The sequence below is a fragment of the Paractinoplanes durhamensis genome, from assembly GCF_016862175.1.
GTDB lineage: Bacteria > Actinomycetota > Actinomycetes > Mycobacteriales > Micromonosporaceae > Actinoplanes > Actinoplanes durhamensis.
The window spans coordinates 34623-46730 of sequence record NZ_BOML01000025.1; the positions used below are offsets into that span (position 1 = coordinate 34623).

Sequence of the window (12108 nt, forward strand, 5' to 3'; positions counted from 1 at the left end):
CCTAGCCGTTCAGCAGGCGGTTCAGCCAGCGCACCCGGGCCGCCCGGGCGTCCTGGCTGATCGCCGCGGTCGGGACCATCATGTCGAAGCCGTGGAAGCCGCCCGGCCAGACGTGCAGCTCGGCGTCGCCGCCGGCCTGCCAGATCCGGGTCGCGTAGGCGACGTCCTCGTCGCGGAACGTCTCGGCCGAGCCGACGTCGATGAACGCGGGCGGCAGGCCGGACAGGTCGGCGGCGCGGGCCGGGGCCGCGTAGGGCGAGACGTCGGGGCCGCCGCGCCGGTCGCCGAGCAGGGCCGACCAGCCGACCAGGTTGGCGCCGCGGTCCCAGACGCCGAGGCCGTCCATCTGGACGGCCGACGGGGTGTCGTTGCGGTCGTCGAGCATCGGGCACATCAGCAGCTGGCCGAGCAGGGCCGGGCCGCCCTGGTCGCGGGCGCGCAGGGCAAGGGCGGCGGCCAGGCCCCCACCGGCGCTGCCGCCGGCCACGATCAGGCGGGACGGATCGAAGCCGAGCTCGTCGGCGTGCGCGGCGGTCCAGAGCAGGCCCGCGTAGCAGTCGTCGATCGGGCCGGGGTCGGGGGTCTCGGGGGCGAGGCGGTACTCGACCGACACGATGACCAGGCCGAATTCCTCGGACCAGTCGAGGAGGGCGTCCATCCCGAGCCGCCGGTCGCCGACCACCATGCCGCCGCCATGGGTGTGGTAGATACAGCCACCCGTTTTGTTGTCAGGCGAGCAGATAAGGAGCGTTATATCCGGATCGCCGTTCAGGCCCGGGACGAGGCGCTCCTCCACGGTGAACTTGCCACCGCGGCTCAGTTCCTCGTCGGTCGGCCCGACGATGGCGCCACCTTTGCGGGCGTCGGCGATGCCGTCGAGGGTGAACGGGGGCAGCATCTCGGCAATGGCGCTCAGCGCGGCGCCGAGTTCGGGGTCGAAGGCTGGGGGCTTAGTCACGGCGGACCTCCTGGTGGACGGGAATGTGACCGCTGTCACCCAGGATGCGGGGCCCCGCCGCGTCCTCCGAGCGCCATCCGGCGGAAACTACCCGCCAGATGGCGGGTCCACATCCCGGAAGATGAAGTCGGCGGCCGCCATCCACTGCGTCACGAGGTCGATCTCGGCCGGATTTCGCAGCCAGTGCACCTGCAGGCCGTCCATCAGCGCGGCGATCTTCACGGCCAGCCCGTCCGGGTCGGGGGTGCGGCCCTTGAGCAGCCGGGACAGCCCGTCGATGGTGTTCTGCTGGCGGGCCGCGAAGTAGTCGTGGGCCGGATGATCCGGGGTCAGCGACTCGGCCTCGAGGACGGCGAAGAGCCGGACGATCTCCGGCTGCCAGGAGTTGCGCCGCACCAGGGCCGCGCAGATCTCCCGGGGCGACTCGGTGTCGCCCACCGCCTCGTTGAGCGACCGCAGATCCTCGGCGTCGCGATGCTCGAGCACCGCGAGCAGCAGGCCGTCCTTCGAGCCCACGTGGTGCAGCAGACCCGGCACGGTGAGCCCGCAGCCGTCCGCCACGTCCTGCATCGACAGGCCCCAGAAGCCGCGCTCGGCGATCAGCCGGGTGGTGACGTCGATGATCTGCCGGCGCCGTTCCGCGGCGGGCAGGCGGGCGCGTTCCCGCCGAATCGGCTGAGTCACGTTCAAAGCTCCTTCACAGCGAGCACCCTCTTGAAAGAAGACGCTCTCAAGCTTATGTTGCTGAGTAGTTAATACCTAGTAGGTACTCAGTAGTGCTTCGAAACAGAGGACCGATCATGGAGCTCAAGGACCAGGCCGCCATCACGAGTGGTTCCGCCTTCTGGGCCACCACCGCAGCCGGTGACGTTCCGGCGATCACGCTGACCGACGGCCCGCACGGCGTCCGCCTGCAGGTGGCCGACGCCGACGACATCCTGGCCGGTCAGCCGGCCACCTGTTTCCCGCCGGCCGTGGCGTCCGGCTCGACCTGGGATCCCGAGCTGCTGAAGCGGATGGGCGAGGCGCTGGCCGACGAGTGCCGGGCGATGGGCGTGCACGTCCTGCTCGGCCCCGGCATCAACCTCAAGCGCACCCCGCTGGGCGGGCGGAATTTCGAGTATTTCAGCGAGGACCCGCTGGTCGCCGGGGTGCTCGCCACCGCCTGGGTGCAGGGCCTGCAAAGCGGCGGCGTCGGCGCGTCGCTGAAGCACTTCGCGGTCAACAGCCAGGAGACCGACCGGATGCGGGTCAGCGCCGACGTCGACGAGCGCACCCTGCGTGAGCTCTACCTGCGGGCGTTCCAGCGGGTGGTGACGGCGGCACAGCCGTGGACCGTGATGTGCGCCTACAACAGGGTCAACGGGGTGTATGCGAGCCAGAACCACTTCCTGCTGACCGAGGTGCTCCGCGACGAGTGGGGCTTCGAGGGCCTCGTGGTGTCCGACTGGGGTGCCGTGGTCGACCGGGTCGAAGCGGTCCGGGCCGGCCTCGACCTGACCATGCCCGGCCCCGACGACGCCGGCGACCAGGCCCTGATCGACGCCGTCACGACCGGCCGCCTCGACGCCACGACCCTGGCCACCTCGGCCGATCGGGTCGCGAAGCTGGTGGCGAAGTCCCTGGTCGCGACGAAGACCACCTACGACGCCGACGCCCACCACGCGCTCGCCCGGGAGATCGCCGCCCGCGGCATCGTCCTGCTCAAGAACGACGACGACATCCTCCCGCTGCGCGCGGGCCAGCGGATCGCGGTCATCGGCGAGTCCGCCCGCACCCCGCGCTACCAGGGCGGCGGCAGCTCGCAGATCACCCCGACCCGGCTCGACGACGCCCTCACCGCGCTCCAGTCGCTCGCCACGGTCACCTTCACCGCCGACCCGGCCGAGGCCGAGCAGATCGCCCGGGACGCCGAGGTCGCGATCGTGTTCGCCGCCACCGCCCACGAGACGGAGGGTTCCGACCGCGAGTCACTCGACCTGCCCGCCGCCGAGCTGGCCCTGATCGCACGGGTAGCCGCGGCCAACCCCCGCACGGTGGTCGTCCTCTCCAACGGCGCCGTGGTCCGCACCACCCCGTGGGACACCCAGGTCGCCGCGGTCCTCGAGGGCTGGCTGCTCGGCCAGGCCGGCGGCAGCGCCATCGCCGACGTGCTGTTCGGCAAGGTCAACCCGTCCGGCCGGCTCGCCGAGACGATCCCGCTGAAGCTCGCCGATCACCCGTCCTACCTGGACTTCCCGGGCGAGGCCGGGCACGTCCGCTACGGCGAGGGCATCCACGTCGGCTACCGCGGCTTCGACGCCCGCGAGCAGGAGGTCGCCTACCCGTTCGGCTTCGGCCTCTCCTACACCACGTTCAGCTACGGCCAGGTGCGCGCGACCGTCACCGACAGTGGCCTTGAGCTGTCACTGGAGGTCACCAACACCGGATCCCGCGATGGCCGCGAGGTCGTCCAGGCCTACGTGAGCGTGCCCGAGTCGCGGGTTCGTCGCTCCCCGCGCGAGCTGAAGGCCTTCGCCAACGTCGAGATCAAGGCGGGCGAGACGGTCACCGTGCCGCTCCAGATCGACCGCGCCGACCTGGCCTACTGGGAGATCCGGCTGAACCGCTGGGTCGTCGAGCCGGGCCCGTACGAGATCGCCGTCGGCTCGTCCTCGCGCCACCTGCACACCACGACCACGGTGCAGGTCGAGGGCGACCAGGCCCGCATCCCGCTCGCCGCGACGTCGACGATCGGCGAATGGCTGTCCGACCCGCGCGGCGCCGAACTCCTCGGCGAGCTCTTCGCCTCGATGGCGGCGGAGGGTGCCGGGGGCATGGCGGGTGCGATCGCCACCGACCCGGCGATGATGCAGATGGCGATCGGCTTCCCGCTCGACCGCATGACGATGTTCGTCCCCGACAGCCTGTTCAGCCCGGAGGCGCTGGCCAAGCTGGTCGACGCCGCGAACAACTGACGATCGGTCACGCACGGCCCGGGGGTTGCTCCTTTGGGAAGTACGCGGTGGCCAAGTCCCCGCCGAGCAGTTCTCCCTGAGTGCAACCCCGGGCCGTCCGCCCGTTCCGGCCGAGGATTCGGCCTGAACGGCCGATAACCAAGATCTGCCACCGCCCCCGGATGTGGCTACGGTTCCGATGTGGAGCCGTTTCGCCCGGCCGCCCCGCCCGGGACGAGGTCCACCACGTGGTGGTGGTTCCTCATCCCGATCGTCTCGTTCGGCCTGGCCTCATTCGTGATGGTGTTCCTCGGCGGTTCGAAGCTGGGGTCCCGGGCCCACATGTGGTCGGCCGGCGCCTACCTGCTGGCCGATGCTTCGTGCTTCGTCGGCCTGCTCCTGCCGTACGCCCCGGACGGGCAGATCCCACCGGCCTCCACCGCGCTGATCCTGCTCTACCTGGCGGTGGCCTGGCTGGGCGGCACGTTGCACACGCTCTACCTGCAGCAGCGGGTCGCTCGCCGGGACCCGCCGCGCCTCCCCGACCCGGCGGTAGCCGCCGCCGCGTGGCGGGCGAACCGCCGCACCGAGGCCCGCCAGCTGCTGACCACCAACCCCGCCACCGCCCTGGACCTGCGCATCGGCCGCCCCGACATCACCGGCCGCCAGTACGACGACGGCGGCCTGGTCGACGTCAACCACGTGCCACCGGCGTGGCTGGCCCAGGCCCTGCAGATCCCCCAGCCGCTGGCCGACGAGATAGCCGCGGCCCGCATGCAGCACGACGGCTTCAGCTCCCCCGAGGAACTCCTCATCTACTGCAGCGGCATGACCCCCGACCGCCTGGCCCTGATCCGCGACTACATCGTGTTCCGGCCGCTCTGATCCCGCCGCTCAGCCCGGCGTCACCAGCTGCGCCGGCACCCGGCAGAGCAGCCCGACCTCGTCCATCCGGCGGGTGATCGGCACGCCATCGGTGACCGGCACCTGCAAGCTCACGGCCCGGCCCGCCGCCAGGTCATCGGCGTACTTCTCCCGCACCGCGACCAGGTCCTCCCAGTCGGCAAGCCAGCTCGCTGCTGGATGGTCGTCCGCGAGCTTCTCCGGCCCCAGCTCCCGCACCCGCGCAACCATGACCGCCACCGCCGCGTCCTGCGCCCGGACGGTGCGCACCCGCGCCTCGACCCCGCTCCCGGCCGGCGCCGCCGACACCGCAACGGCGGCCCGCATGGTCGTGCAGGCTTCGTCGGCCCGATCGGCGACGACCGGCAGATCGATCAGTTCGATCCGATCATGCTGCGCATACTGCCAGAATCCGAGCAACCAGACCGCAGCTCCCGCAACGATGATCACGACGAACAGAACCCGCCCCGGACGCCGCCGCCACCTCGCCACAAGATCCACTGCCGCAGTCTGGCTCCCCCGCAAGATCACCGCCACACCCGAAGGTCCTGATCAGTCATCCGCCTGGTAGGGCGGCCAGCAGGCTCTCCAGGTTGGCGGCCGTCGTGCGCAGCCGGGCCAGCGTGCCGGCGACCTCGGCCTGCCCCAGCGGCGTCGCGGCCCGGTGCGTCGCGTTGTAGTCGAGCCACTCCCCCTGAGCCGCGACCCAGCCCGCAAAGACCCACGGTTGCGCGGGCACGCCCAACGTGTAAGCGCGAACGGCCTCGGCGAAGGCACCCGGATCGCCATCCGACCAGTCGAGCGCGAGGCTGACCGCCTCATGCACCGCCCCGATCGGCCCGGCCGCATCCCAGTCCAGGGCCATTAGCGTGCCGTCCGCGCGGAGCAGCGTGTTCTTCCGATCGAGATCACCATGGCTGTCGACGACCAGCATCCGCTCGCCGCCGGTTCGCACCCGCCGGGCCAGTTCAACCAGGTCGGCACCCCACCGATCGGCGTTCCACCCGGCGTCCGGCGCCGGCTCCCAGCGCGGATTCCCCGCGGCATGGATGTCGGCCAGCAGTCTGGCGGCCGCCACCACCGGCGCCCCCGAGCCCGAGACGCCGTCAACCCACCGATGCACCCGGAACAGCGACCCGCCGATCGCGGCCAGCGCCCGCCCGGCGCCCGGCCCCACCGCGCCGTGCTCGAACTCCGGCGCGGCCGCAGATTCGGGAACCGCGATGCCTGCCTCCGGCACGGCCGCAGAGCGCGCCACCGCCTCCGACGCGCGATGCCCGGCTTCCCCCGGGGCATGGTCATCGCCCGGCACGACCACGGGCTCGGGCATCGGCACGCCCGCCTGCCAGGCGCGCTGCTCGATCTGGAACGCGGCCTCGACGTTGGCCACGAAGTCCGGGTGGTCCGCGTTGACGACCATCCGCTTGACCGCGAAGACGCCCTCGCTCGTCGTCACCCGCCACAGCTCGTTGGACAGGCCGCCCGGCACCGCCACCGGTTCCCCCACCGGCCGGCCCAGGTCGAACTGCCGGACCACCGCCGGCATCCATTCCATCGGCCCATCATCCCGAATCCGCCCGGCAGCCGGACATCGAGGAGCGGTGATTGATCTTCGCGGGAAAGGACGTATCGTTACCGTCCCGAAGCGTGATGTCGGCACCGCGTGATCGGAGAACTCCGCATGGTTGGGCACCGCCGGGCTCTCCAGGACCGCCGCCTGCTCGTCGCCACCGGTGTCGCGGTGGTCGTCGCCGTGCTGGCCGGGGCCGGTCTGCTCCTCGGTCGCGGGTCGGCCGAGGAGGCCGGCCCGGGCCTTCAGCCGGCGGCGCCGTGGGAGCCGTACGTTCCGAGCCCAGCGGTTTCGCTGCGGCCGCCACCCGCCCCGGAGTCGAACGCCACCTCCCTGGCGCACAGCGCCCCGGCCACAAAGACCAGCGCGGCCCCGACCCCGGCCCCCGCAGCCCTGTCACTGAGCGTGGACAACGTGCCCGCGACCGTAGATCTGGCCGCCGAAGGCACCCGCGACTGGCTGCACTGGGGCCTGACCACCGCCGACAGCGTGGACCGCAAGGCCGGCGGCACCGGCGAGCTGCAGGACACCGGCGGCACCGGCACCCGCGGACGATACGACAACAACCCGGAGCTCTTCAGCTGGACCGGCGGCACCCCGGCCGGCGCGGCCACCCGCACCCCGACCGGCGTCTACGCCTGCACCGCGGGCAGCACGTTCACGCTCCGCGTACCGGCCGGCCAAACCCCGCGCACGCTGCACTTCTACGCCGGCGTCTGGATGGCCGAGGGCCGGCTGACCGTCAGCGTCGCCGGCAAGAAGGCCACCGCCGACCTGGCCAACCCGCAGGCGATCAAAACTGCCCGCTTCACGATCCGGTTCCGCGCGCCGGAGGCCGGCACCCTCCAGCTGACCTGGGCGGCGACCAAGGTCTACCACCCCACCTGCGGCAACATCGACATGCAGGCGGCCACCCTAAGCTGACGCCCGCACCGACAGCAGGGTCGCGCCGATGTCGCGCAGCCGGGCCAGGACGCCGTGCAGCTGGGCCTGGTCGGCGACCGGCACGGTGAAGGACGTGGTGCCGTCGTCGTGCCGGACCAGGACGGTGCCGCCGAACCACCCGGACCAGTGGTCGTCGAGGTGGCCGTCCACCCGGAACTCGTACGTCCGGGTCATCGGCGGATGATCCATTCCGCGACGGCCAGGTTGATGATCCAGCCCGCGCCTTTGGCAAGATCCGCCGCGAGGACGCCGCTGCCGAGAACCGCGGCGCCGATCGGGTCGGTGAACGCCTGCGTGCCGGCCGCCAGGGCGATCGCGTACGCCCGGATCATCCAGCCGCGATGCGCGGCGAGGTTGTGGCGGCGGGCCGCGGCGACGCCGAGGACCAGGCATGCCGCCATCGCGGTGGCGAAGACCAGACGCAGCACGTAGAGCAGGTCGCCGGTGCCGGGCTTCGGCGCGTACGCCAGCGTCATCCACACGGCCGAACCGGCGATCACCAGGCCGGTCGCGCCCAGCACCCGCCCGGCCCGGCGGTGCCAGGCCGGATGGGTCCGCCGCAGCCATGGCACAAACTGGAAGGCGCCGCCGACGGCGTAGCCCACCGCGCCGACGATGTGCAGAACCAACGGCACCGAGGTCGCGGCGAACCGCGGGTCGGCCGGGATGGCGGGCGGTCCGCCGCCGAGCTGGATCAGGCGCAGGACGCCGGCCGTCAACGGGATGGCGGCCAGCGCCAGCAGGCCGGCCGGGACCGGCCAGGCCCGGCTGGTCATCGCGCGGTCGCCGGCTCGGTGTGCCGGATCGGCGCGACCGGGGTGCGGTCCGCCCGCGGGTGGCGCCAGAGGGAGAGGCCGAGGCCGATCAGGGCGACGCCGGTCGGCACCGCGAACGGCCGCTCGAACGACTGCGGCAGCACCTGCAGCGCCACGGTGCCGGCGGTTCCGGCAGCCAGCAGCGCGGCCGCCCAGCGGGCCAGCACCCGGGCCCGGAACAGGGCCACGCCGAAGAGGAGCCCACCGAGCAGATATCCGGCGGCGGAGACCAGGAGCGCCGGTTGGATGAGGCCGATGTCGCCGGTCGCGCTGCCGCCGGCGGCCGCGTCGAGCACATCCTGCACGTAGGCGGGTTGCCGGCCGGCCACGGTCGGCAGCACGGTGGCGGCGACGAACGCGATGCTCAGCATGGCCAGGAAGCCGACGCTGAACAGCAGGTAGCCGACGAGGCCGAGGACTCCGGCCGGGCGGATCTGACGGAGGTACATGCCGGTGATGCCGGCCAGCGCGAGCGCGGACAGGACCACCTTGGCGATGTTGCGGATCGCCCACTCGGTGGTGGTCACCGAGGCCACGTCCATCGCGGGGTGGTTGATCTGGACGGCGATGAACAGGACGCCGGCGACGGCTGCGGCGAGGGCGGCGGCGCGGGTGAGGCTGGTGGGGTTCATGTCTCCGAGGCTAGGAATCGAGCTGGTGAGCGCGCATCACCACATGATGTGAGGTCACTTCAGGCCGAGGTCGGCCGCCCGGCTGACCGCGGCGCGGCGGGTGTTCACGCCGAGCTTGGTGAAGATGCTCTTGGTGTGCGTACGCAAGGTATTGATCGTGACGTAGAGGCGGCGGGCGATCTCCGGTCCGGTGAGGTCGGTGGCGAGGAGCCGGAGCACGTCGAGTTCGCGATCGCTGAGCGGACCGGCTGCGCTCCGGCCGGGGCTTCGCTGCACGCCGAGCAGTTGGACGGCGTACGCCATCGACGCCTGCTCCAGAAGCGCGAGCATCGCCGGGCCCTCATCCAGGAAGAGCCGGGCGAAGCCGGCCGGAACTCCGTCGTGCAAGGCCGGCCGGAGGTCGGCGAGCGCGGCGCCGAGCTCGGGCCGGGCCAGCGCCCGCAGCATCCGCGCCTCCACCACGCTGCCGGTGCGGCCGGCCGCCGACGCCGCGTCGACCAGCGGATCGAGCAGGGCCACGGCCTCGTCGAGACGGTGTTCCGCGACGAGCAGCCGGGCCAGGGTGAGCTGGTTGAACTCGGCGAGATAGCCGTCCGCCGCCGGGTGTTCGTGCGCCCACTGCCGGGCGGCGGCGAGGTCGCCCTGGGTGATCCGGATCCGCGCGCGGGCGGCCGGGATCGGCGCTATCTCGGGAAAGAAGCCCGGCGCGTACAGCGGCTCGGCCTCGTCGAGCATCCGCAGCGCGCCGTCGAGGTCGCCGCGCGCCCGCAGCAGCCCGGCCATGACGGTGAACCAGCGGTGCCGATTTTCCGGGAGCGACGCCCGATCGCCGAGTTCCCGGTCCAGCCGCAGGTGTTCGGCGGCCGCGTCGAGGTCGCCCTGTTCGCGCAGCACCCCGGCCAGGCCGACGTGCAGGTCACCGGTCGTCGACAGCGGCGGCCCGGGATGGTCGAGGGCGCGTTCGTAGAGCCGCCGCGCCTCGATCGGCTTGCCGAGGGCCAGCCACATGCCGCCGAGCATCACGGTCGCGCCGAGCGCGTCGGCAACGTTGCCGGCCGCGCGCAGGCTGGCCACCGCCGTGCCGAAGGTGCTGACCGCGACCGGCAGGTCACCGGCGGCCCAGGCGGCCAGGCCGAGGATGCCGCCGGCGGCACCGCGGGTCAGATGGTCCTCCGGCGCGCAGAGCTCCAGCGCCTGCCGGGCCTGGCCGATCGTGCCGGCGATGTCGCCGTGCGCCTGCGCGATCGACGCGCGGTACAGCAGGATCAGCACCCGGGTCTGCTCGTCCGGGCCGGCTCGGTCGGCGTCGTCGAGCCAGGCCAGTGCCTGCGCCGGATCCCCTTCGGACAGCCGGTTCCACGCCTGCATCGCGGCCAGCAGCGGCCGCCCGCGCAGCACCTCGGCGGGCAGCCGCCCCAGCCACTCCCGCAGCAGGTAGTCCTGGCGGTGTTTGCGCAGGTCGCCGATGGCGCGCTCGACCAGGTCGGCGGCCGCCGAAGGGTCATCGCCGTCGAGCGCGTGCTCGACGGCCTCGACCGTGTTGCCCTGCCCGGTGTGCCATTCCGCGGCCGCCCGGTGCAACCCCGGGACCAGGTCCGGTTGCAGTCGCGCGGACAGCACGTCGGCGAACAGCCGGTGGTAGCGGTACCACTCGCGGCGGTCGTCGAGCGGCACGACGAACAGGTTGTCCCGCTCCAGCGATTCCAGCATCCGGCTGCCGTCGTCGCGGCCGGTCAGCGCGTCACACAGCGGTCCGGTCATCCGCCGCAGCACCGAGGTGCGCAGCAGGAAGCCGCGGACGTCGTCGCTCAGGCTGTTCAGCACCTCCTCGACCAGGTAGTCGAGGACGAACCGGTGGCTGCCGGCGAAGGACTCGACGAACTCGGCCGCCGCCCGCCCACGCGCCGACAGCGCCGCCAGCTGGAGACCGACGGCCCAGCCCTCGGTCCGGTCGAGCAGCGCGCCGACGTGCGCCGGCACCATGTCGAGCCGCATGACCTGGTTGAGGAAATCGTCGGCCTCCCCCGGCGTGAAGCGCAGGTCGGCCGCCCGCAGTTCAAGAAGCTCGCCACGCCCGCGCAGCCGGGCCAGCGGCAGCGGCGGATCCACCCGGGTGGTGATGGCGACGGTCAGTTCCGGCGGGCCGTGCTCGATCAGTTCGGCCACGGCGTCGCGCACCGCCGGGTCGGTGACGAGGTGGTAGTCGTCGAGTACCAGCACGGTCGGACCGGAAGCCGCCAGGTGGGCGAGAAACTCGGACCGGGTGCGCTCGGCCGAATCGAGCGAGAGCCACACGACCCGGGCCGAGCTCCCGGTCAGCCATTGCCCCAGGATCGTGGTCTTGCCGAAGCCGGCCGGCGCGCAGATCAGCACGAGCCGCGGCGCCCGCCCGTCCTCGAAGCGCAGCAGATCGATCAGCCGGTGCCGGGCGACAAGCTGCCGCCGCGGCGCCGGGAAATGCGCCATCACCGGGACGTACGCGAGGCGTGCAGCGTGGCCAAAAGTTGCAGGCGGTCGGCGTCGGGGGTGCCCGGCTCGGCGGTGAAGGCGAGCATGACCGGGCCCGGGTTGCCGGGCAGCGGGTAGGTGTCCCAGTCCAGGACGATGTCGCCGACCTCGGGGATGCGGAAGGTCTTGGTGCCGCTCACCCGTTCGCGGACGTCGTGGCGGGACCACAGGCGGCGGAACTCGGCGCTGCGGATGCTCAGCTCGCCGACGATCGCGGTGGCGCGCGGGTGGGTCGGGTCGGTAGCCACCGCCGTGCGCATCATGCCGATGTAGTCCAGGGCCTGCTGCTCCCAGTCGGCGCAGCGGCCGTCGTCGGTCATCGACGGCTCGAACATCAGCAGCAGCATGTTGAGCCGGTCGGGCGGATAGTCGGCCGGATCCCCGAGCAGCGCCTCGGCCATCGGGTTCCAAGCCAGAAGATCCAAGTGCTTTCCGAGTACGACGGCGGGCGTGCCCATCACCTGCAGCAGCCGCCGGGTGCTGTCCGGCACCCGTTCCGGCTCGTGACCGGCCGGGGCGGGCATCGGGCGGCGGGCCGCGCGGGCCAGCGTGAACAGGTGCCGGCGCTCCTCGTCGTCGAGCCCGAGCGCGCCTGCGAGGGCGTCCAGGACGTCGTCCGACGGGCGTACCTCCCGGCCCTGCTCCATCCGCTGGTAGTAGTCGGTGCTCAGGCCGGCCAGCAGGGCCAGTTCCTCGCGCCGCAGACCGGCCACCTTGCGCCGGCCACCGGGTTCCAGGCCGACGTCGCCCGGGCGTAGGCGGCTGCGCCGGGCCCGCAGAAAATCACCGAGCTCACGAGCGTACGGATGGGTCATGCCCCCAAGTGTGCCGCCGGGGCGCC

Annotated in this window: 12 protein-coding genes; 3 read left to right on the forward strand and 9 right to left on the reverse strand. The window is 72.5% G+C overall.

What is annotated here, in order from left to right; genetic code table 11:
- Position 1 precedes the first annotated feature (1 nt).
- Both Adu01nite_RS15010 and Adu01nite_RS15015 read right to left on the reverse strand, forming a co-directional pair.
- Positions 2 to 958 (reverse strand): alpha/beta hydrolase, encoded by a 957-nt coding sequence (locus Adu01nite_RS15010; protein ID WP_239132421.1) that lies wholly within the window; start codon positions 956 to 958, stop codon positions 2 to 4.
- Positions 959 to 1045: 87 nt separating this feature from the next.
- On the reverse strand, positions 1046 to 1642 hold the full coding sequence (locus tag Adu01nite_RS15015; protein WP_239132422.1) for a TetR/AcrR family transcriptional regulator: 597 nt from the start codon (positions 1640 to 1642) through the stop codon (positions 1046 to 1048).
- Positions 1643 to 1758: 116 nt separating this feature from the next.
- On the opposite strand from Adu01nite_RS15015, the gene Adu01nite_RS15020 reads away from it, so the two are divergent.
- Both Adu01nite_RS15020 and Adu01nite_RS15025 read left to right on the forward strand, forming a co-directional pair.
- Entirely contained in the window at positions 1759 to 3915 is a 2157-nt protein-coding gene (locus tag Adu01nite_RS15020) for a glycoside hydrolase family 3 C-terminal domain-containing protein (RefSeq protein ID WP_203727452.1), read from the forward strand.
- A 180-nt stretch (positions 3916 to 4095) separates the two neighbouring features.
- Entirely contained in the window at positions 4096 to 4779 is a 684-nt protein-coding gene (locus Adu01nite_RS15025) for a ComEA family DNA-binding protein (RefSeq protein WP_203727453.1), read from the forward strand.
- A 9-nt stretch (positions 4780 to 4788) separates the two neighbouring features.
- Here Adu01nite_RS15025 and Adu01nite_RS15030 read toward each other — a convergent pair whose 3' ends face one another.
- Positions 4789 to 5298, reverse strand: coding sequence for a hypothetical protein (locus Adu01nite_RS15030; protein WP_203727454.1), 510 nt, complete (start codon positions 5296 to 5298; stop codon positions 4789 to 4791).
- A 55-nt stretch (positions 5299 to 5353) separates the two neighbouring features.
- Positions 5354 to 6352, reverse strand: coding sequence for a phosphotransferase (locus Adu01nite_RS15035; RefSeq protein ID WP_203727455.1), 999 nt, complete (start codon positions 6350 to 6352; stop codon positions 5354 to 5356).
- A 126-nt stretch (positions 6353 to 6478) separates the two neighbouring features.
- Here Adu01nite_RS15035 and Adu01nite_RS15040 point away from each other — a divergent pair, with 126 nt between their 5' ends.
- Complete coding sequence (locus Adu01nite_RS15040) at positions 6479 to 7291, forward strand: hypothetical protein (protein ID WP_203727456.1); 813 nt, start codon at positions 6479 to 6481, stop codon at positions 7289 to 7291.
- Here Adu01nite_RS15040 and Adu01nite_RS15045 read toward each other — a convergent pair.
- The 5 genes from Adu01nite_RS15045 to Adu01nite_RS15065 are packed head-to-tail and all read right to left on the reverse strand — an operon-like array spanning position 7283 to position 12082.
- Positions 7283 to 7486, reverse strand: coding sequence for a DUF8691 family protein (locus tag Adu01nite_RS15045; protein ID WP_203727457.1), 204 nt, complete (start codon positions 7484 to 7486; stop codon positions 7283 to 7285). The two genes, Adu01nite_RS15040 and Adu01nite_RS15045, sit on opposite strands and share 9 nt — an antisense overlap.
- The gene (locus tag Adu01nite_RS15050) at positions 7483 to 8088 is read right to left on the reverse strand and encodes a DUF2306 domain-containing protein (RefSeq protein WP_203727458.1); all 606 of its coding nucleotides are present in this window, start codon (positions 8086 to 8088) and stop codon (positions 7483 to 7485) included. Before Adu01nite_RS15050 ends, Adu01nite_RS15045 begins: the two co-directional genes overlap by 4 nt.
- A complete protein-coding gene (locus Adu01nite_RS15055; RefSeq protein WP_203727459.1) occupies positions 8085 to 8759 on the reverse strand; it encodes a hypothetical protein in 675 nt (224 codons plus the stop codon). The genes Adu01nite_RS15050 and Adu01nite_RS15055 overlap by 4 nt, the downstream gene beginning before the upstream one ends.
- Positions 8760 to 8813: 54 nt before the next feature.
- Positions 8814 to 11225, reverse strand: coding sequence for a winged helix-turn-helix domain-containing protein (locus Adu01nite_RS15060; RefSeq protein WP_203727460.1), 2412 nt, complete (start codon positions 11223 to 11225; stop codon positions 8814 to 8816).
- Entirely contained in the window at positions 11225 to 12082 is an 858-nt protein-coding gene (locus Adu01nite_RS15065; protein WP_203727461.1) for a helix-turn-helix transcriptional regulator, read from the reverse strand. The genes Adu01nite_RS15060 and Adu01nite_RS15065 overlap by 1 nt, the downstream gene beginning before the upstream one ends.
- Between the last annotated feature and the right edge of the window lie 26 nt (positions 12083 to 12108).

Coding starts and splice junctions, on each gene's coding strand:
- Adu01nite_RS15020 (WP_203727452.1), top strand. CDS start 1,759: ATGGAGCTCAAGGACCAGGCCGCCATCACGAGTGGTTCCGCCTTCTGG.
- Adu01nite_RS15035 (WP_203727455.1), bottom strand. CDS start 6,352: ATGGAATGGATGCCGGCGGTGGTCCGGCAGTTCGACCTGGGCCGGCCG.
- Adu01nite_RS15040 (WP_203727456.1), top strand. CDS start 6,479: ATGGTTGGGCACCGCCGGGCTCTCCAGGACCGCCGCCTGCTCGTCGCC.
- Adu01nite_RS15045 (WP_203727457.1), bottom strand. CDS start 7,486: ATGACCCGGACGTACGAGTTCCGGGTGGACGGCCACCTCGACGACCAC.
- Adu01nite_RS15050 (WP_203727458.1), bottom strand. CDS start 8,088: ATGACCAGCCGGGCCTGGCCGGTCCCGGCCGGCCTGCTGGCGCTGGCC.
- Adu01nite_RS15055 (WP_203727459.1), bottom strand. CDS start 8,759: ATGAACCCCACCAGCCTCACCCGCGCCGCCGCCCTCGCCGCAGCCGTC.
- Adu01nite_RS15060 (WP_203727460.1), bottom strand. CDS start 11,225: ATGGCGCATTTCCCGGCGCCGCGGCGGCAGCTTGTCGCCCGGCACCGG.
- Adu01nite_RS15065 (WP_203727461.1), bottom strand. CDS start 12,082: ATGACCCATCCGTACGCTCGTGAGCTCGGTGATTTTCTGCGGGCCCGG.